This is a genomic window from Massilia sp. 01N417, assembly GCF_056399645.1.
Window position 1 is genome coordinate 136,527 of record NZ_JBFTRS010000010.1, and the last position, 17,650, is coordinate 154,176.

19 protein-coding genes are annotated in these 17,650 nt (G+C 67.1%); 9 read left to right on the plus strand and 10 right to left on the minus strand.

Annotated elements, in window-relative coordinates; all coding sequences use genetic code 11:
• Positions 1 to 13: 13 nt before the first annotated feature.
• On the minus strand, positions 14 to 1,999 hold the full coding sequence (locus tag AC1DOQ_RS13115; protein ID WP_477364428.1) for a PAS domain-containing sensor histidine kinase: 1,986 nt from the start codon (positions 1,997 to 1,999) through the stop codon (positions 14 to 16).
• Between the two features lie 92 nt (positions 2,000 to 2,091).
• Positions 2,092 to 2,772 (minus strand): DUF4336 domain-containing protein, encoded by a 681-nt coding sequence (locus tag AC1DOQ_RS13120; protein WP_477364431.1) that lies wholly within the window; start codon positions 2,770 to 2,772, stop codon positions 2,092 to 2,094.
• A gap of 22 nt (positions 2,773 to 2,794) precedes the next feature.
• Here AC1DOQ_RS13120 and AC1DOQ_RS13125 point away from each other — a divergent pair, with 22 nt between their 5' ends.
• From AC1DOQ_RS13125 to AC1DOQ_RS13135, 3 genes are all read left to right on the plus strand, one after another.
• Positions 2,795 to 3,733 carry a LysR substrate-binding domain-containing protein gene (locus AC1DOQ_RS13125; protein ID WP_477364434.1) on the plus strand — a complete coding sequence of 313 codons (939 nt, stop codon included), beginning with the start codon at positions 2,795 to 2,797 and terminating at the stop codon, positions 3,731 to 3,733.
• A 91-nt stretch (positions 3,734 to 3,824) separates the two neighbouring features.
• A complete protein-coding gene (gene ppk1, locus AC1DOQ_RS13130) occupies positions 3,825 to 5,999 on the plus strand; it encodes a polyphosphate kinase 1 (protein ID WP_477364437.1) in 2,175 nt (724 codons plus the stop codon).
• Positions 5,965 to 6,438 (plus strand): SixA phosphatase family protein, encoded by a 474-nt coding sequence (locus AC1DOQ_RS13135; RefSeq protein WP_477364440.1) that lies wholly within the window; start codon positions 5,965 to 5,967, stop codon positions 6,436 to 6,438. Before ppk1 ends, AC1DOQ_RS13135 begins: the two co-directional genes overlap by 35 nt.
• Before the next feature lie 93 nt (positions 6,439 to 6,531).
• Here AC1DOQ_RS13135 and AC1DOQ_RS13140 read toward each other — a convergent pair whose 3' ends face one another.
• Together AC1DOQ_RS13140 and AC1DOQ_RS13145 are read right to left on the minus strand one after the other, a co-directional pair.
• A complete protein-coding gene (locus AC1DOQ_RS13140) occupies positions 6,532 to 7,506 on the minus strand; it encodes a TIGR01777 family oxidoreductase (RefSeq protein WP_477364443.1) in 975 nt (324 codons plus the stop codon).
• Complete coding sequence (locus AC1DOQ_RS13145) at positions 7,503 to 8,045, minus strand: GbsR/MarR family transcriptional regulator (RefSeq protein WP_477364446.1); 543 nt, start codon at positions 8,043 to 8,045, stop codon at positions 7,503 to 7,505. Before AC1DOQ_RS13145 ends, AC1DOQ_RS13140 begins: the two co-directional genes overlap by 4 nt.
• Positions 8,046 to 8,228: 183 nt before the next feature.
• On the opposite strand from AC1DOQ_RS13145, the gene AC1DOQ_RS13150 reads away from it, so the two are divergent.
• Positions 8,229 to 8,378, plus strand: a complete 150-nt coding sequence (locus AC1DOQ_RS13150) for a hypothetical protein (protein WP_477364449.1) — start codon at positions 8,229 to 8,231, stop codon at positions 8,376 to 8,378.
• 93 nt (positions 8,379 to 8,471) lie between these two features.
• Positions 8,472 to 8,741 (plus strand): hypothetical protein, encoded by a 270-nt coding sequence (locus AC1DOQ_RS13155; protein ID WP_477364452.1) that lies wholly within the window; start codon positions 8,472 to 8,474, stop codon positions 8,739 to 8,741.
• Between the two features lie 8 nt (positions 8,742 to 8,749).
• Here AC1DOQ_RS13155 and AC1DOQ_RS13160 read toward each other — a convergent pair whose 3' ends face one another.
• Positions 8,750 to 10,204 carry a Ppx/GppA phosphatase family protein gene (locus AC1DOQ_RS13160; protein WP_477364455.1) on the minus strand — a complete coding sequence of 485 codons (1,455 nt, stop codon included), beginning with the start codon at positions 10,202 to 10,204 and terminating at the stop codon, positions 8,750 to 8,752.
• Between the two features lie 70 nt (positions 10,205 to 10,274).
• Positions 10,275 to 11,807 carry an alkaline phosphatase family protein gene (locus AC1DOQ_RS13165; protein WP_477364458.1) on the minus strand — a complete coding sequence of 511 codons (1,533 nt, stop codon included), beginning with the start codon at positions 11,805 to 11,807 and terminating at the stop codon, positions 10,275 to 10,277.
• Between the two features lie 82 nt (positions 11,808 to 11,889).
• Between AC1DOQ_RS13165 and AC1DOQ_RS13170 the strand changes: the two genes are divergently transcribed.
• Entirely contained in the window at positions 11,890 to 12,639 is a 750-nt protein-coding gene (locus AC1DOQ_RS13170; RefSeq protein WP_477364461.1) for a hypothetical protein, read from the plus strand.
• A 241-nt stretch (positions 12,640 to 12,880) separates the two neighbouring features.
• Positions 12,881 to 13,282, plus strand: coding sequence for a response regulator (locus AC1DOQ_RS13175; RefSeq protein ID WP_477364464.1), 402 nt, complete (start codon positions 12,881 to 12,883; stop codon positions 13,280 to 13,282).
• Between the two features lie 223 nt (positions 13,283 to 13,505).
• Here AC1DOQ_RS13175 and AC1DOQ_RS13180 read toward each other — a convergent pair whose 3' ends face one another.
• Entirely contained in the window at positions 13,506 to 14,006 is a 501-nt protein-coding gene (locus AC1DOQ_RS13180; RefSeq protein WP_477364467.1) for a hypothetical protein, read from the minus strand.
• 73 nt (positions 14,007 to 14,079) lie between these two features.
• Positions 14,080 to 14,664, minus strand: coding sequence for a M23 family metallopeptidase (locus AC1DOQ_RS13185; RefSeq protein ID WP_477364470.1), 585 nt, complete (start codon positions 14,662 to 14,664; stop codon positions 14,080 to 14,082).
• Positions 14,665 to 14,765: 101 nt separating this feature from the next.
• Between AC1DOQ_RS13185 and AC1DOQ_RS13190 the strand changes: the two genes are divergently transcribed.
• Positions 14,766 to 15,323 carry a DUF488 domain-containing protein gene (locus AC1DOQ_RS13190; protein ID WP_477364473.1) on the plus strand — a complete coding sequence of 186 codons (558 nt, stop codon included), beginning with the start codon at positions 14,766 to 14,768 and terminating at the stop codon, positions 15,321 to 15,323.
• Between the two features lie 3 nt (positions 15,324 to 15,326).
• Here the strand turns inward: AC1DOQ_RS13190 and AC1DOQ_RS13195 are convergent, their stop codons facing one another.
• Positions 15,327 to 15,800: a MarR family winged helix-turn-helix transcriptional regulator gene (locus tag AC1DOQ_RS13195; RefSeq protein WP_477364476.1), complete on the minus strand. Its 474-nt coding sequence runs from the start codon at positions 15,798 to 15,800 to the stop codon at positions 15,327 to 15,329.
• A 36-nt stretch (positions 15,801 to 15,836) separates the two neighbouring features.
• On the opposite strand from AC1DOQ_RS13195, the gene AC1DOQ_RS13200 reads away from it, so the two are divergent.
• Positions 15,837 to 16,580, plus strand: coding sequence for a siderophore-interacting protein (locus AC1DOQ_RS13200; protein ID WP_477364478.1), 744 nt, complete (start codon positions 15,837 to 15,839; stop codon positions 16,578 to 16,580).
• Here AC1DOQ_RS13200 and AC1DOQ_RS13205 read toward each other — a convergent pair.
• On the minus strand, positions 16,528 to 17,541 hold the full coding sequence (locus tag AC1DOQ_RS13205) for a ribonuclease Z (RefSeq protein ID WP_477364481.1): 1,014 nt from the start codon (positions 17,539 to 17,541) through the stop codon (positions 16,528 to 16,530). The two genes, AC1DOQ_RS13200 and AC1DOQ_RS13205, sit on opposite strands and share 53 nt — an antisense overlap.
• Positions 17,542 to 17,650 lie beyond the last annotated feature (109 nt).

Here is a 17,650-nt window from a genome sequence, read left to right on the forward strand (position 1 = left end):
CTGCTGGCGGCATTCAGGAAGGCACGAAAGGCCGCGCATCCCAGGGCAGGCGCACCGTGAAGGTCGTGCCCTCGCCGGCTCCGCTCTCGACGGCAACGTGGCCGCCGTGGCTCTCCGCGATGCCCTTGACCACGGCCAGTCCGATGCCCCAGCCCTGCTGGCCGCTGGACCTGGCGCTGCCGCTTCGCTGGAACAGGTCGAACAGCGTCTGTTTCTCGGCCTCGCCCAGGGGACGGCCGTGGTTGTGTACCGCCAGGCTCGGGCCGGTATCGCCATGCACCAGGGTGACGGTGACCGGCGTGTTCGGCGCACCGTACTTGATCGCATTCGTGACCAGGTTTTCCAGGACCCGGTGCAGGCCATCGGAACTCCAGCAACCGAAGGCCTCGCGGTCGCCGCGGACCAGGATCCGGTCGCCGTGCACCAGCGCCAGGTCGCCGACGGTGCGCTCGACGATGGCACGCAGGTCGCAGGCGCCGACCGTCAGCGGCAAGGATTGCCCGGCTTCGAGCAGGCTGGCGTCGAGCAGGTTCTCGGTCATGTCGTCGACCCTGCGCAAGGACGCGATGATGGTCTGCAGCAGATGATCGCGCTGGCCGTTCACCGGTTTGAACCTGAACAGGAATTGTGCCGCCATGGCGGCGGTGGCAAGCGGGTTGCGCAAGTCGTGCGCCAGGGTATTCATGAACCGCTCGCGCAGCCGCTGGGCTTCGCTGAGACGGTATTCGGCCAGCTTCTGCCGGTCGATATCGGTACTGCTGCCGATCCACTGCGCGATGGCGCCGCTTTCACTGCGCACCGGCACCGCGCGCGCCAGGTGCCAGCGGTACTGGCCGTCGCACTTCCTGCGTAGACGGTGCTCGATTTCGTAGGGCTCCCCCGAGCTCATGGACTGTCTCCAGAGCGCCGCGGTGCGCTGCATGTCGTCCGGATGGAGCGGCATGCCGGCCTCCCCCCAGTGCGCATCGCGCGCCAGCCCGCTGTAGTTGTACCACCAGTCGTTGTACCAGTCGATGAAGCCGTCGGGCCGCGCGGTCCAGACGATTTGCGGCAGCGCGTTGGCGATCAGGTGGAAGCGGGCCTCGCTTTCCTCGATGGCGCGGCGCGCCCTGTCCTGCTCGGTGATGTCGGTCCCGGTTACCAGCACCCCGTCGACCATGCCGCTGGCGCCGAACAGCGGATGCCATGCGAAGTCGTAGTAGGCCTCGCTCACACCGCTGCCCGCCGCCGCCGGCAACAGCATTTTCTGGCGGTGCAGGCGGTAGGGTGCGCCGCTGCGGTATACCCGGTCCAGGATGTCGAGGACCAGCTTCGCGCCGTCGGGTTCGACTTCCTCGAAGGTCTTGCCGATCACGTTCCCGTGCGCGAACAAGGCGGCGTGGGCGTCGTTACGCAGGAAGTAGCGATGCTCGGGACCCAGCAGCACGGCCACCGGCACCGGCACCGCCATCAGCAGCGAATGCAGGTATTCGCGCTCGTTGCTGAGGGTCCTGGTCCGTTCCTCGACGGCCTTGATTTCCATGGCCTGGGCCGAATTTTCCGACGCCAGTTCGTTGGCGCGCGTCCGGCTTTGTACGAGGCTGGTCACGTCCTCGACGCGGTGGATGATCCAGGCGAGTTCACCGGCAGCGTTGAAGACCGGCTTGTTCACCGGACTCCAGTAGCGCTCCTCGAACTCGCCGACCTCGCTGCCCCGGATTTCGATGTCGTACTTCTGGATGTCCATCCTGTCCACCATCCGGTAGGCCAGCACGCGCTCGAGCGAGGCGCGCAGCCGGGTGACGCCGGTGGCCTCGAGGTCGCGCGGGTTGTCGGGAAAGGCGTCGAACAGGTAGCGGCCCAGCAGGTCCTCGCGCGTGGTCGCGGTTGCCGCCAGATAGGCGTCGTTCACCGCGACGATCGTGAAATCGGGCGTCAACACCAGCTGGGGCGCCACTGTGGCCTCGAAGATCGCCCGATAGTCCAGTGGGGTATCCGCCGGCTTACCTGTCGTTTCCATCGTTTCCGACTCCTGGAGGGTTCGCCCGTGCGCAGCTTGATACAGTACAGCGGTGTCCGATTTTGCATCGCACGCAATGCTTCATGGATATGCTAGGCCCCGAGGCGGCTGAAGGCGCGCGCCACGGCGGCGTGGGCGTCCTGCTCGACGATGCTGTTGTGCGCCGTGATGACGCGGGTGAAGGGCCACTGCAGGATCACGCGCGCGCTGCCGGCGGCCAGCATGCGGTCGCGCGTGACCAGGCGCACCGTGCGCGGCAGGTCGAGGCGGCCGCGCACCCCGGTCAGTCGCGCGTACAGGGCCGTCCGCCAATCGAGTTCGCCGCACCAGCATTGCAGGACATCGGTCATGATCAGCGTGGCCGAGGCCTTGTGGAACCACACCACCTCGTTGACGAAGGGCATGCCGCGGATGCAGACCTGGTCGAGATCCTGCTGCCACGCCGGCTCGACCGTGTCCTTCAGCTCGATCAGGCCGGCCAGGTCCGGACGCTTGGCGGCCAGGCCGGGCGCGCCGTACAGGGCCGCCTGCGGGAACATGCGCCGGGCATGCTTCGCGAACAGGTGATGCGCGCGGTTCGGGGCGACGATGAAGGCGACCGTGCCGAGACTGCGCAGCTGATCGGCGACGGCTTCGTCGAAGCGGACCGGCGAATGGAGCCACAGGCGGCCGTCCCCGAAGCGGACCACCGTCATGCGGGACGAGACCGGCAGGCCGGCGGCGCTGAAGCCGCGTTCCATGTGCCAGAGATCGGGGGCGATTTGTTTGAGCATGGCCCTATTGTAAAATAGTTACATGCTAAGAATCAGCCTCGACGCCCTCCTCACCGTGGACACCATCGCCCGCCGTGGCAGCTTTTCCGCCGCCGCCAAGGAATTGTTCCGCGTACCTTCGACGATCTCCTATACCGTATCCAAGCTCGAGGAAGACCTCGGCGTGCAGCTGTTCGAGCGCTTCGGCCCGCGCGTGGTGCTCACGCCCGCCGGCGAGGAACTGCTGAAGGAAGGCCGCTACCTGCTGAAGGCGGCGGGCGACCTGGAAAGCCGCGTGCGCCGCGTCGCCTCCGGCTGGGAGACCGAATTCACGATCGGCATCGACTCGGCGCTGTCGCCGCTCGGCCTGGACGAGGACATCCGCGCCTTCTATGAGGTGGCGGACCAGACCCGGCTGCGCATCGTCAAGGAAGCCCTGTCCGGCACCTGGGAAAGCCTGCTCGACCGCCGCGTCGACTTCCTGGCCGGCGCCGCCGGCGAAGGACCGTCCGGCGGCGGCTACACGGCCGAGCCGATCGGCAAGCTGTCCTTCGTGTTCGCGGTCGCGCCCTCGCATCCGCTGGCCGCAGTACGCCACCGCCTGGGCAAGGCCGAGCTGAGCGAGCACCGCGCGGTGTCGGTGGCGGACTCGGTGCGCCTGCTGCAGGCGCGCACCGTGGGCCTGCTGTTCGGCCAGGACACCCTGACGGTGCCGGATATGCAGACGAAATACGACTTCCAGCTGGCCGGCCTCGGCTTCGGCTTCCTGCCCGAGGCCTGGGCCCGGCCGGCGATCGAGGCCGGGCGCCTGGTCGAGAAGGAGGTCGAGGAGCCGCGCCCGGACGAGACCCTGTTCATGGCCTGGCGCACCGGCGAGGAAGGCGCGGCCCTGAAATGGTGGCGCGAGCGCCTGCGCAGCGGGTCGCCGGTGCGGCGCATGCTGGCCATGAACTGTCCCGTGGAACGGCCGCTGCCGGGCTGATACTGCTCAGCAGGGCGCGCGCCGTACGAGTCACGGTCCTGTCATAATCGGGCTCTACACTCCGTTGCCACGAGTGAAACAGTCGAGCCCAATGGACATGAAGTCAAAACCGGATGAGGCGCTGGCCGCGCCCATCGCCGACAGCCCGGCCCTCTTCCTGAACCGCGAGATATCGCTGCTGGAATTCAACCGGCGCGTGCTGGCGCAGGCCGAGGATCCTTCGGTACCGCTGCTCGAGCGCCTGCGCTTCCTGTGCATCGTCAGCAGCAACCTCGACGAATTCTTCGAAGTGCGGGTGGCCAGCCTGCTGGCCCAGCACCGCCACCAGGCCGGCATCGACGACGGCGGCAGCGTCAACCTGGACGGCGCCAGCGAGGAATGCCGCCAGATCATCGCGCGCCAGTATGCGCTGCTGAACGACGAGATCCTGCCGCGCCTGTCCGAGAACGGCATTCACCTTCTGCGCCGCTCCGACCGCAACGCCGCCCAGAAGGCCTGGGTCAAGCAGTACTTCGACAAGGAAGTGCGCCCGCTGCTGACGCCGATCGGCCTCGATCCGGCCCACCCCTTCCCGCGCGTGATCAACAAGAGCCTCAACTTCATCGTCGAACTGGCCGGCAAGGACGCCTTCGGGCGCGGCACCGGCATCGCGATCATGAAGGCGCCGCGCGTGCTGCCGCGCGTGATCCGCCTGCCGGACGAACTGTCCGACAAGCCGGGCGCGTCCTACTGCCTGCTGTCCTCCGTCATCCAGGCCCACCTGGCCGACCTGTTCACCGGGCGCGAGGTGGTCTCCTACTCGCAGTTCCGCGTCACCCGCAACAGCGACCTGTGGGTCGACGAGGAAGAGGTCAAGAACCTGCGCCAGGCCCTGCAGAGCGAACTACACAGCCGCAACTACGGCTTCGCGGTGCGCCTGGAAGTGGGCCGCGGCTGCCCGCCCCACCTGGCCGACTTCCTGCTCGACCAGTTCTCGATCGACCGCTCGCGCCTGTTCGCCGTCGACGGCCCGGTCAACATGGGCCGCCTGCTGGAGATCGTCAACACCAATGCGCGGCCGGAACTGAAGTTCACGCCCTTCGTACCGGGCTTCCCGGCCAAGCTGGTCAACCACCGCGACATCTTCAACGTGCTGGGCCGCCAGGATGTGCTGCTGCACCATCCCTTCCAGTCCTTCGAACCGGTGATCGACTTCATCCGCTGCGCCGCCCTTGACCCCAACGTGGTGGCGATCAAGCAGACCATCTACCGCGCCGGATCCAATTCCGAGCTGATGGAGGCGCTGATCGACGCCGCCCTGCGCGGCAAGGAAGTCACCGCCATCGTCGAGCTGATGGCGCGCTTCGACGAAGAGGCCAACATCAACTGGGCCGAGCGCCTGGAAGAAGCCGGCGCCCAGGTCGTCTACGGCGTGGTGGGCCTGAAGACCCACGCCAAGCTGGCCCTGGTGCTGCGCCGCGAACCGCAGGGACTGCGCCGCTACGCCCACCTCGGCACCGGCAACTACAACCCGACCACCGCCAAGCACTACACCGACTTCGGCCTGCTGACCTCGAGCGAGGACATCACCGCCGACGTCAACGAAGTCTTCATCCACCTCACCAGCATGACGCGCCCGACCCAGCTCTCGAGCATCTGGCTGGCGCCCTTCTCGCTGCAGAAGGAAATCGTGAAGGCGATCCGCCAGGAAGCCGCGATCGCGCGCGAAGGCAAGCCGGCGCGCATCATCGCCAAGATGAATTCCCTCACCGACGAATCGGTGATCCGCGCCCTGTATGACGCCTCGAACGACGGCGTGCGCATCGACCTGATCGTGCGCGGCGCCTGCTCGCTGCGGCCCGGCGTGCCGGGCCTGTCGGAAAACATCCGGGTGCGCTCGATCGTCGGCCGCTTCCTCGAGCACAGCCGCATCTTCTACTTCCGTAACAAGCTGCAGCACGACGTCTACCTGAGCAGCGCCGACTGGATGAACCGCAACCTGTTCCGGCGTGTCGAAATCGCTTTCCCGGTGCGCTCGCCGGCCCTCAAGAAACGGGTGATCCGCGAAGGCCTGCAGGTCTACCTGAAGGACAACGTCAACACCTGGGAACTCGGCAGCGACGGCCACTACCGCCGCCGCAAGCCGCGCGGCAGCCAGGCGGCTTACAGCGCCCAGCAGCAGCTGATGGAAACCCTGGGCATGGGCACGGCCGACCAGCACGACAAGGAACTCAACCTGGAGATGACAGAACATGGAACTGATCCTGTGGCGGCACGCCGAGGCTGAAGCGCACAAGCCGGACGAAGCGGCCGACCAGCTGCGCGTGCTGACGCCCAAGGGCGCGCGCCACGCCTCGCGCGTCGGCGCCTGGCTCGACCGCCAGCTGCCGGCCCAGTGCCGCATCCTGTCCAGCCCCGCCACCCGTTGCGTGCAGACCGCCGAGGGACTGGGCCGCAAGTTCCAGACCGTCGACGCCCTCAATACCGACTCGACCCCGCAGGCCATCCTCGAAGCGAGCGGCTGGCCGAATGCGCGCCTGCCGGTGGTCATCGTCGGCCACAACCCGCTGCTGGGCCAGGTGGCTTCCCTGATCTTCTGCGGCGAGCCGCATGAGTGGAAGATCCGCAAGGCCAGCGTGCTCTGGATCGCGCACAAGGGCGAGTCGGATCCGGCGCCTTTCGTGCGCCTGGCCGTGGGACCGGACCTGGTCGGGAAGCTGCGCTGATCGCCTTGGTAGCCGGCGGGGCCGTCCAGGCCCCGGCTTGCCGTGGTCCTTGATTACACTGTCGGTTAGTTGCAGATCTGCCGCCTAGTGCGCTCACTTCAGGCTTTGCAGCGCCTGCGCCAGGCCGGGATAACGGAACACGAAACCTTCCCGCTCCAGCCGCGCCGGCACCACCCGCTGCCCCTCCAGCAGCAGGTCGGCCTGCTCGCCCAGCGCCAGCCGCAGCGGCCAGCCCGGCGTCGGGATCAGCGCGGGACGGTGCCAGATACGGGCCGCGATGCGGCTGAACGCCGCCTGGCTCACGCATCCGGGCGCCGTGAAATTGGTGGCGCCGCGCCGCCCTTCCCCCTTCACCGGCAGCGCCTGCCGCCAGCGGTGCGCGATGGCCCTCACCAGGTCATCCACGTGGATCCACGACAGCCACTGGCGCCCGCCGCCCAGGCTGCCGCCCAGCCCCAGCCGGATCGGCAGCAGCAGCATCGGCAGCGCTCCGTCCTTGCCCAGCACCAGGCCGAAGCGCATGCACTCGACCTGCACGCCAGATTGCGCGGCCTCACCCGCCGCCTCTTCCCATTCGCGGCACAGGTCCGACATGAACATCGGCTGCGGCGGTGCGCTCTCGTCGAGGGCGGCCTGGTCGCCGATCTCCTGGATGCCGTAATAGCCGATCGCGGACGCCGACAGGAACAAGAATGGCTTGTGCGCCGCCCCTGCGATCCAGTCGACCACGCCGCGCGTGAGCCCGATGCGGCTGCGGCGCAGCGCCTCCTTGCGCCTGGCGCTCCAGCGCGGCCCGAGGATGCGGGCGCCGGCCAGGTTGACCACCACCTCGGCCTTCGTTGCCGGGTCCAGCCCGTCCATCGAGGCGATGCAGCGCACCCTGCCGCCGAAGAGCCGCGCGGCCTGTTCCGGCTGCCGCGTCAGGGCGATCACCTGGTGGCCGTCGCGCAGCAGCGCATCCACCAGGTGCTGGCCGACGAAGCCGGTGGCGCCGGTCACCAGCACGCTGCGCTTCGTCTCGTCGAACACGATCGGCTCCGATGCCTGGATGCCGGTGGCGGGTTTCATGTGCTCTCCTTGTCGTTGGGGCCGAGGAAGCGGGCGACCTTGCCGCCCATTTTCAGCATGCGCTGCAGGGTTTGCGGCGACAGGTGCCGGTAATCGTCGAAGCCGGCGCTGAGCATCTCGAGGAAGTCGAGCGTGGTCTGCATGCGGGCCAGGGCGGCGGCGTCGAGCTCGCGGTCCTGCGTGCCCTCGATCGCGCATTCGCGCAGCACGCTCAGGGTCGGGTCGATCTCGCGGCGCTTGCGCTCCTCGACGATGACCCGGAAGATTTCCCAGACATCCTGCAGCGCCGTGAAGTGGTCGCGGCGGTCGCCCAGCACGTGGGACACGCGCACCAGCTTCCAGCTCTGCAATTCCTTCAGGCTGTTGCTGACGTTCGAGCGCGCCACGCCCAGAGTGTCGACGATGTCGTCGGCGGTCAGCGGCCGCCCCGCCAGGAACAGCAATGCGTGGATCTGGGCGACGGTGCGGTTGACGCCCCAGCGGGTGCCCATCTCGCCCCAGTGGAGGATGAATTTCTGCGCGGTCGGGCTGCTCAGCATGGTTTTCTCTTATTTCTGTTAATGCAGAAATTAAAGAACATACTGAAATGATTGTCAAATCATTTTCAACAATTATGCCGGGCCGGCTCCTTATTGATGCACAGTGCCCTACCACCCAGGCGTATTTACCGATGACATCCATCCTCCCGACTTTCCAGGCCATGGCGCATCGACTGGACAACGATGCGCTTCGCCGGCATCGCCAACCGGCGCATGTTCGATACCGTCCATGCCGTCGAATGGGACGGCGAGGAATTCGTACCGCTGCTGCCGGCTACCGACCAGCAGCCGCCCTCGACAAGGCCTGAGCGCTGCGGGATGCGTTTCCCATAGAACCTTACAACATCGAAAAGGAATTAACCGGTGAACGTTGACGTTCGCCGCCGTGCCACGTTGGTGCGCGGGAAGCCATGAAGGGGGTTTGACATGCGTACGATATTGACGTTGACGCTGGCACTGCTGGCCGGCTGCACAACGCAAGCGGACCGGGCCGCGCAACAGCAGCGCGAAGTGGACGAAATGATCGCGGTCTACGGGCCGGCCTGCGAAAGGCTGGGAAATGCGCGCGACTCCGAGCAGTGGCGCTCGTGCATCCTCACGATGGACACCAGGCACGCCATCGAGCGCTACCGGACTTCGCCGACGACGACGACCTGCTTCGGCCATCGCGGTTTCTTCAACTGTTCAAGCTTCTAGACGAGCTTCTAGACCTGCGCCACCTGGAAGCCGACCCCGACCTCGGCCCAGGCGGCGACTTCCTTCTCGAACCAGGCCGCCACGGTCGGATGCTGCTTCAGCCAGCCGCGCGGCGTATCGATCTCGATGCGGTTCTTCATGCGCAGCTTCAGGGCGTCGACGTCGGCGTCCACGCGCGCATGCATGAACACGGCCGCCAGCCGGATCGCCAGCACCGCGCGCGCCAGGTCGGGTGTGCCCAGTGCTTCCCTCACCTTGCGCAGATTGCCCTTCTGGGCCAGCACGATGGTGCTCAGCAGGCGCTGTTCGCGGTTGGTGAAGCCCGGCAGGTCGGCATGCTCGACGATGTAGGCGGCGTGCTTGTGGGCGCCGGTGTGCGAGATCGCCTGGCCCACCTCGTGCAGCATGCAGCTCCACAGCAGCTGGCGGCGCGTCGCGTCGTCGGCCGGGCCCAGCCTGTCGTAGAGCTGGCGCGCGATCGAGGCGGTGCGCAGGGCGCGCTGCTCGTCGACGCCGAAGCGGCGCATGCAGTCCTGGATCGCGCTGTCGCGGCGGTCGCTGCGGCGGGCCCGCAACTCCAGGTCGGACAGCACGCCAAGGCGCAGCCCGGCGTTGATGGCGTTCATCGCGCGTACCCCGAACTCCTCCATCGCGCCCAGCAGCACGCTGAGGCCGCCGGCCATCACGATCACGCGTTCGCGTTTGATGCCGGGCAGGTCGAAGGCGTCGGCGTGGCCGGCTGCGATCAGCCTGTCGCGCAGCACCAGCATGCTGTCGAAGGACATGGTGCCGTCGCCGAGCCGGTTGCGGGTGATGACCTCGTTGATCGCGCGGATCGTGCCGGACGAGCCGTACACGGCCTGCCAGCCGTGGGCGCGGTACTGGGCGGCGGCATCCTCGAAGCGGGCGCGGGCGCCGTTGACGGCGGCTTCGAAGGCGGCGGTGTCGATGCGCCCGCCGGGGAAATAGGTGGCGCTCTGCGGATGGGTGCCGATGCTGAAGGATTCGACCAGCCGGATCTCGTCGCCGCGGCCGGCGATCACCTCGGTCGAACCGCCGCCGACGTCGATCACCAGGCGCTGCTCGCCCGGCCGGCCGAGCGCGCAGGACACGCCCATATAGATCAGCCGCCCCTCTTCCTCGCCCGAGATCACTTCGATCGGATGGCCGATCGCCGCTTCCATGCGCGGCAGCAGGGCCTCGGCATTGGTGGCGACGCGCATGGTGTTGGTGGCGACCACCCGCACCGCGTCCAGCTTGTGCTGGCGCAGGAGGGCGCCGAGGCCGTGCAGGCTGCGCACCGCCGTTTCCATCGCATCGCTGCTCAGCGCGCCGTCGGGCTGCAAGCCGGCCGCAAGGCGGATCGGGTCGCGCGCGGTGCGCACGATGTGCATCTGGCCGGCGATCGGTTCGCCGATGTGGAGGCGGAAGCTGTTGGAGCCCAGGTCGACGGCTGCGTACATGAAATTGAAATAGGTCCGGGGTGGCGTTGTGTGCAGTATAGCCGCCATGGACGCCGGACCGGTTTCCATCTCACTTCAGTGCTTCGTCCAGCACCCTGCCCTCGGCGCCGGCCGGAGCGCGCAGGCGCAGCAGGTGGGCCAGGGTCGGCGCGATGTCGACCACCTCGGCATAGTGCGGCACGGCGCCGCTGCGGATCCATGGCCGGCCCATCAGAACCAGCGGCACCTGGGTGTCGTAGGCGTAGGGCGTGCCATGGGTGGCGCCGCTGTCGCCACTGCCGAAGGACGAGTAGGCGGTCGGCACCAGCAGCAGGTCGCCGGACAGCTCGCGGTTCCAGGCCCGCTGCATCAGCAGCGCCAGCCGCGATTTTCCGGCCACGCCCTGCTCCAGCTGGCTGCGGGTGAAGACCTCGGCGATGCCGAAGCGCTTGCCCAGCTCGGCCTCGAGACCGGCGACGAGCGGCTTCTGGTCGATGCGGCGGGCGTCGAGGTGGCGGCTGTTCGAGAACTCGGCGGTATTCGCGAAACCGTGGTCGGCGGTCAGCACCACCAGTACCTGGTCCTTGCCGACGCGCTGGTCGAGGTAGCGGAAGAACTTGCCGAGCATGCGGTCGAGCTGCTGCAGGTGGTCGTGCGACATCCGGCTTTCCGGGCCGTAGGCGTGGTTCACGTAGTCGTGGCCGGACAGGCTGACGCCCAGCAGGTCGGTGGCGCCGCTGGCATTGCTGCCGAGCCGCTCGCCCTCGACGGCGGCCTGGGCGAATTCCAGGGTCAGCTCGTCGATGGCCGGGCTGGCCTTCAGGCGCGTGTAATAGTCGGCGGCCGGCTCCCCGCTTTCGCTGTAGAAGGTGAAGGGAAAGCGGTTGGGACTCTTCAGGCTGGGCTCGGGGTCTGCGGCATCGTCGACGTAAGCGCCGGCGGGCAGCAGCGGCTTCCAGGACTTCGCGTAATAGCGGTCCTGGGGCTTGCCCTGCCTGAAGCGCTCGGCCCAGGCCGGGTGCTGCTGCATGTAATACGTGCTCGACGCGAAGTCGCCGGTCTTGTCCATGAACATATAGGCGGTGCCGGTCTTGCCGGCCAGGAGGATGGCGCCGCGGTCCTTGCCCGACACCGCCACCACCTTGCTGCGGTTGCCGGTAGCGTAGCGCAACTGGTCGCCGAGTGTGTCGACGCGCAGCCTGGCCGGCGAAGTGCCGTCATGCTCGCCGGTCTCTTCGCCGATGTACTTGTAATTCGCATCTTCGGTGCAGTAGACCAGGCGGCCGCTGGCGTCGATCCAGTTGTTGCCGATGATGCCGTGGCGGTAGGGATAGGCGCCGCTCAGTACCGCCGAGTGGCCGACCGCCGTCACCGTCACGCCGTGGGCCTGGTGGGCGTTGGTGAAGTAGCTGCCCTGCTCCAGCAGGCGGCGCAGGCCGCCGTCCGGCGCGAACTGGCCGCGGTAGCGCTGCAGCTGCTCGGCCGGCAGGCCATCGATCACCATCACCAGCACCAGCCTGGGCGGCGGGGTCGCGCGAAGCGGCGCGGCGGCCGTGTGGAGGGAGGCGCCGGCAAGCAGCGAGGCGCAGGAAGCAAGGAGGAAGCAGCGCTTGATGGATGTCATCCACGCATTGTAGGCAGCCCGTATGTCAATTTGATGACATTCCCATCACATCAGCGGCTACGGGACGCCGCCGCCGAGTTGCTTGTTTGCCGCAAGCGCCGCAGCCGCGGCCACGGCCACCGCTCACATCGTCCAGCTCATCCCCACCATCCCGGAACGCAGCGACATCATGCACTGGCGCGGCGTCGACTTCCACGGCGAGACGGCGCTGGGCGGCAGCGGCTTCCTGGACCGCGGCTACGACGACGTCGGCCAGTCGGGCGCCGTGAAGATGTCGAATGCCGGTTCGATCGGCAGCATGCTGCTCGACGCCCGCGCGACCACCAGCTTTGCCCTGGGCATGGACGGCCGGGTCGAGGCCACCGCCACTTCGTGCTGGATACAGTTCCTGCTCTCACCGCATACCGAGGTGGTGCTCGGCTCCAGCGCCCAGGCCAGCGGCAGCGTCACCGACACCGAGCTGCAGGAGTACGCGCGCGCCCAGAGCGAGATGAACGTCCGGCTGGCGTTCGCGGACGGCAGGGTCGGTTTCTGGTCGAACGGGCTGAGGTCGGGAGCTTCCACCAGCGCCCCGGGACTGCCGTCGAGCTTCGTCGGGCAGCAGAACTTCGACATCATCTTCCGCAACGACAGCGACGCCGTCGCCTCCGGCTATGTGGTTGCCGCTGCCTTCGTCTGGACCTCGTCCGCCGCCCTGCCCGTGCCCGAACCGTCGATGGCCTGGATGCTGGGCCCCGGCCTGCTGGTACTGGGCTGGCGTGGGCGTGCCGGCCGTGATTCCGCTGGCCGCCAGCGCCGTCACCGGCAAGGGCGGCAAGTGGTGAGCGCATGATGAGCGCCCAGGCGCGGTCCTCGAAGCGCTCCGGGTTCTCGTAGGTGCCGAACCGCCAGTCCCGCCGGGAGATGTCGCCGTGCTTGGTCTTGGGATGTGTCGTACGCCACCTTGAATTTTGTGGAATTCCTCAATTTGTATGGGTAACAAGGAGGAATGAGTGTTACTGTGAATCACCTGTGATTTCGCAGGCTCAACCTTGCGCCGCGCTACGGTCCGCCGCAGTCAGAGGAACGTAGCAATGTTACCGTCAAGAAAATTGCGCATTGTTGTCATTGATGACAACAGTGATTCGGCCGATATGTTTGGCTGGTTGCTCGAAGCGGATGGGCATGAAGTGAGAATTGCCTACTCCGGTCAAGTTGGACTCGACATCTCCCAGGCCTTCGATCCTCAAGTAATTTTTTGCGATCTCGGCATGCCGACCATGTCCGGTTATGAGTTCGCAGAACATCTGAGGTTGCGAGACTTCTACGGGCAACAGCCTTTGCTCGTCACAATTTCAGGATGGGGCGACGAGGAAGCGCGTAGGCGCACCCATGCTGCCGGGTTTGATTTCCACTTGGTCAAACCTGCAAACATCGGGGCAGTCCGCGATTTGCTCGACATTCACATCAAGACGCTCGCTTTCGACGCAGACTGAGTCGAGATCGTGAACATGGACCATTAGCGAAGCAGACGGTCGGCACGGCCCAGTGCACGAAGCCCGGGCAGGAACTCAGATCGGATCCGTCGCCAGCCTCGAGCGCCGCACCGGCGCCTTGATGCCCTAGCGCAGCGCCGACTGGCGCACCAGCCGCTCGAACCAGGGTGGCGCGTCGGGCGCGATCACGATGCTGCGCAAGAGCTGGAAGGATCGATAGGCACTACGATTCCGGACTGAAATGACTCCGGAATCGGATCACACCCGTGCGGTCGATGATGACCCGCACTTCCTTCTCGTACTCGTAGGCCTTGGTCTTGTAGGCGAAGATGCGCGCATAGGCGGGCGAGACGTCCAGCTTGGGATCGCTCCAGTGCTTGACGTACTCGACCCGCTCGATCGCGATATCGTATTCCGTTTCCACCCCGCGCAGGGTGTCCGCCAGCTGGCCGACGGTGCTGGTCAGCGCCACCGCGCATGCCGACTTGCCGTACAGCGCCCACATGGCGGCGCTGTCGTCCTGGTTGCGGTGCCAGCAATTGATGAAAACGGACTGCCGCATGCGCCGCTTGAACTGTTCGTAGGTGTAGTCGATCTCACCTTTCGCATAGGCGTCGCTGATCTGTTGCCGCAGCGAAGGCGTGAACGCGCCTTCGAACTTGTCGCTGAAATGGTCGGCGCGGCAGAAGTCCAGATAGCGCCACAGCACAGTGTCCGGCCTCAACTGATCGTTGATCCTTGGTTCGAGAAAGTTTCTTGCTTCGAGGGTGTCCATCGCTACATCATGCTGTTTCGAGTCACAAACAGGTTTGTACAATTCTAGTGCGACGGGCGCTGCCGGCACTGACGGCATCTCCCGTGCGCTTGTAGGAATGCAGGAAGGGATAAGGATTGATGGCGCCACCCGCCGTATAGATGCCGTAATGCAGGTGCGGCGGCGTGGTGATGGCGTTGCCGGTGTTGCCCACATAACCGACGACCTTGCCGGCATCGATGCGCATGGCGGGATGCACATCGCCGTAGCCGTCCAGGTGGGCGTAGTAATGGCGCTGGCCGCCCGGCCCCAGCACCCACACCACCTGGCCGCCGAGCCGGTTGGTGCCGACCCGCATCACTATGCCTTCGGTGGCCGACAGCACCGGCGTGCCGCGTCTGGCGAAGATGTCGATGCCTTCGTGCCTGCGGCCCTCGCTGCGCGCCCCGCCCCAGGTATCGACCAGGCGCGCGGGCGTCACGCCCGCGACCGGCACCGGCAGCGTGGCCGGCGTCGGCATGGCGCCGAGGCGGATGGCATAGGCGAGGTTTTCCAGCCAGGGCCGCATCACGCCTTCGAGGGCGATCAGGACGAGGGCAATGGCCAGGCTACGGACGAAAGTGCGCATGGTGGGCATATGGGGCCGGGCGGCAGGATTCCCAGCGCTGCGGGCGCCGCCTCCCGGATGGCTGTGCAAGAATGAAAGGCCCAACCTGGATACGTACTGCGATGACCCAGACCGTTTCCACCATCGGCCACTCGAACCGCTCGATCGAGGAATTCGTCGAGCTGCTGAAGCGCAACCATATTGCCTGCGTGCTCGATATCCGCACGGTGCCGAAATCGCGCCACAACCCGCAGTTCGGCCAGGACCAGTTGCCCGCCTCGCTGGCCGCGGCCGGCATCGAATACCGCTACCTGGCCGGCCTCGGCGGCCTGAGGAAGCCGCGCCCGGATTCGCCGAACGGCGGCTGGCGCAACACCTCCTTCCGCGGCTACGCCGACTACATGCAGACCGAGGAGTTCGCACGCAACGTCGATACGGTCATCGAACTGGCGCAAGACCGCCGTTGCGCCCTGATGTGCGCCGAAGCCGTGCCGTGGCGCTGCCACCGTTCGCTGGTGGCCGACGCGCTGCTGGTGCGCGGCATTCCGGTCGAGGAAATCATCGGCCCGCAAACGCCGCGCCCGCACAAGCTGACGCCCTTCGCCCACGTGGATGGCCTGCGCATCACCTACCCATCGGACACCCAGCGCCAGGAGGAAGCTCAGGGCGACCTGTTTTGAGATTCAATCCGGCATCGCCTGCAGGTTGGTGCGCACCCGCGCCAGCAGGTCCCGCAACGCGTCCTGCTCCTTTGCCGTGAAGCCCCGCAGCGCCTGTTGCTTCAGCCGGCCGTCATTGCCGTGCAGGGCGGCGTGCACGGCGCGGCCCTCGGCGGACAGGCTCAGGCGCGAACTGCGGCGGTCCGCCTCGTCGGCCTGGACTTCCAGCAGGCCGCGCTCGCGCAGCGCACGGATCTGGCGCGCCACCTGGGCCTTGTCGCGGCCGGAATGCGCCACCAGCTCGCTCTGGGTGGCGCCGGGATGGCGGGCGAAGAAGCCGAGCGCCTTCACCTCCATATGCGCGAGATCATTGGGCCCGTCGCGCAGGCTGCGCTGCTGGGCCGAGCGGTAGAGATGCATGATCGCGTGCATGGTCTCGAGGACGTCGTCGACCGGACGCCCGGCATGTTGGTTGACTTGATCAACTTGTTTCGGCATAATGGATGACATTATCAACTAATTTTCGGAGTGACGATGACTGACGTTCACACCCAAGACACGACACCGCTGCTCCAACGCGTACGCCACGAACTCAAGCTGCGCGAACTGGAAGTCAGCAACATCGACACCCTGTCTCCCGGCTTCCTCGGCATCACCTTCACGGGCGAGGCGCTGGCGGACTTCACTTCGCTGTCCTTCGACGACCACGTCAAGCTCATGTTCGATGAGGGCGGCGAACAGGTTCGGCGCGACTATACCCCACGCCGCTTCAGCCGGGAAGCGCGCGAGCTGGTGATCGAGTTCGCCGTCCACGGCCACGGCAAGGCCTCCGACTGGGCGCGCAACGCGAAGACCGGCGACCGCCTGCTGGTCGGCGGCCCGCGCGGCTCGATGATCGTGCCGCTGGAACTGGGCTGGCACCTGCTGGTGGGCGACGATACCGCCCTGCCGGCGATCTCGCGCCGCCTGGAAGAACTGCCGGACGGCAGCCGCGCCTTCGTCTTCGCATTGGCCGACGAGGCCGACCGCCGCGACTTCGCGAGCCGGGCCAGGGTCGAGCTGCACTGGGCGGCCACGAGCGAGGAACTGCTGGCGGCGCTGGAGAAGTTGACGCTGCCGGCCGCCCAGGCCGGCTTCGCCTGGGGCGGCGGCGAAGCCTCGCTGATGGCGCGGGTGCGCCAGGTGCTGGCCGACAAGGGCGTGCCGAAGCAGCATATGCGGGTGTCTAGCTACTGGAAACGGGGCGTGGCCGACCATCATCACGAGGAACTAAGCTGAGCCGCCCATCCCGCTCCAGCACGAAGCGGTCGAAATCGCTGGCCAGGAAGAGCCGGCCGGCATACACCTCGCGCGCCTCGCGCTCCAGGTCGGCCATGCTCAGGCCATTCTTGTCATTCTGCTGGTAGCGCGGGCTGAAATGGGTCAGCACCAGATTCGGCACCCCGGCCCGGCTCGCTGCGAGCGCCGTCATGCGGGCGGAACTGTGCCGCGGCCCCGGCCCGACCTTCTTCAAGACCTCTTCCGTGTAGGTCGCCTCGTGGATCAGCACTTCGGCGTCCCGCGCCTCCGCGGCCAGCAGCTCCGGGCTGTCGTTGTCGCCGCCGACGATCACCTTCCTCGGCTTGCGGCCGGGCAGCAGCCAATCCCGCGGGTCGAGGACGCGGCCGTCATCCAGCACCACCTGGCGGCCGTGCTGCAGCTCGCCCCAGGCGGCGCCGCGCGCCACCCCGCCCACGTCCAGTTTCGCCGTGTCCAGCTTGCGCTCGACCTCCCTCTCCGTGAAGCTGTAGGCCCAGGAAGGCATGCGGTGCGACAGCGGCGTCGCCACGACCCGCAGGTCGGGCAGCACATCGATCTCGCCGCCCCGGGTGACGTCGACGTAGTCGATCGCGAACGGCAGGCCCAGCTCGGTGGTCGCCATCACGCCCTCCAGGAAAGGTCGCAGCTGGGGCGGCCCGACCAGGGCCAGCGGCGCGGTCCGGTTCAGCATGCCGGCGCTGGCCAGCAGGCCGGGCAGGCCGTAGCAGTGGTCGCCGTGCATGTGGGTGATGAAGATGGCGCGCAGTTCGTGCAGCGACCAGCTGGTGCGCAGGATGCGGTGCTGGGTGCCTTCGCCGCAGTCGACCAGCGACCAGTGGCGCGCCGCGCGCGCGCCGCCCAGCGAGCGCAGCGCCAGCGCCGTCACGTTGCGGGTCCTGCTCGGGGTGCCGGATGAGGTGCCGAGGAACTGGAATTCCATGCCTTGCCTTCCTGTGATGGGATACAGCGCATTATCGGGCCGTTTCGCGCCTCCGGCGGCCGGTTTCGCGCCGCCAAAACCGGGCTTCGTCATTTCGCGCTTGCCCGCG

Excerpts from the sequence above, each read along its gene's own strand:
- AC1DOQ_RS13115 (WP_477364428.1), bottom strand. The coding sequence starts at position 1,999 with ATGGAAACGACAGGTAAGCCGGCGGATACCCCACTGGACTATCGGGCG.
- AC1DOQ_RS13120 (WP_477364431.1), bottom strand. The coding sequence starts at position 2,772 with ATGCTCAAACAAATCGCCCCCGATCTCTGGCACATGGAACGCGGCTTC.
- AC1DOQ_RS13125 (WP_477364434.1), top strand. The coding sequence starts at position 2,795 with ATGCTAAGAATCAGCCTCGACGCCCTCCTCACCGTGGACACCATCGCC.
- ppk1 (WP_477364437.1), top strand. The coding sequence starts at position 3,825 with ATGGACATGAAGTCAAAACCGGATGAGGCGCTGGCCGCGCCCATCGCC.
- AC1DOQ_RS13135 (WP_477364440.1), top strand. The coding sequence starts at position 5,965 with ATGGAACTGATCCTGTGGCGGCACGCCGAGGCTGAAGCGCACAAGCCG.
- AC1DOQ_RS13140 (WP_477364443.1), bottom strand. The coding sequence starts at position 7,506 with ATGAAACCCGCCACCGGCATCCAGGCATCGGAGCCGATCGTGTTCGAC.
- AC1DOQ_RS13145 (WP_477364446.1), bottom strand. The coding sequence starts at position 8,045 with ATGCTGAGCAGCCCGACCGCGCAGAAATTCATCCTCCACTGGGGCGAG.
- AC1DOQ_RS13150 (WP_477364449.1), top strand. The coding sequence starts at position 8,229 with ATGCGCTTCGCCGGCATCGCCAACCGGCGCATGTTCGATACCGTCCAT.
- AC1DOQ_RS13155 (WP_477364452.1), top strand. The coding sequence starts at position 8,472 with ATGCGTACGATATTGACGTTGACGCTGGCACTGCTGGCCGGCTGCACA.
- AC1DOQ_RS13160 (WP_477364455.1), bottom strand. The coding sequence starts at position 10,204 with ATGTACGCAGCCGTCGACCTGGGCTCCAACAGCTTCCGCCTCCACATC.
- AC1DOQ_RS13165 (WP_477364458.1), bottom strand. The coding sequence starts at position 11,807 with ATGACATCCATCAAGCGCTGCTTCCTCCTTGCTTCCTGCGCCTCGCTG.
- AC1DOQ_RS13175 (WP_477364464.1), top strand. The coding sequence starts at position 12,881 with ATGTTACCGTCAAGAAAATTGCGCATTGTTGTCATTGATGACAACAGT.
- AC1DOQ_RS13185 (WP_477364470.1), bottom strand. The coding sequence starts at position 14,664 with ATGCGCACTTTCGTCCGTAGCCTGGCCATTGCCCTCGTCCTGATCGCC.
- AC1DOQ_RS13190 (WP_477364473.1), top strand. The coding sequence starts at position 14,766 with ATGACCCAGACCGTTTCCACCATCGGCCACTCGAACCGCTCGATCGAG.
- AC1DOQ_RS13195 (WP_477364476.1), bottom strand. The coding sequence starts at position 15,800 with ATGCCGAAACAAGTTGATCAAGTCAACCAACATGCCGGGCGTCCGGTC.
- AC1DOQ_RS13200 (WP_477364478.1), top strand. The coding sequence starts at position 15,837 with ATGACTGACGTTCACACCCAAGACACGACACCGCTGCTCCAACGCGTA.
- AC1DOQ_RS13205 (WP_477364481.1), bottom strand. The coding sequence starts at position 17,541 with ATGGAATTCCAGTTCCTCGGCACCTCATCCGGCACCCCGAGCAGGACC.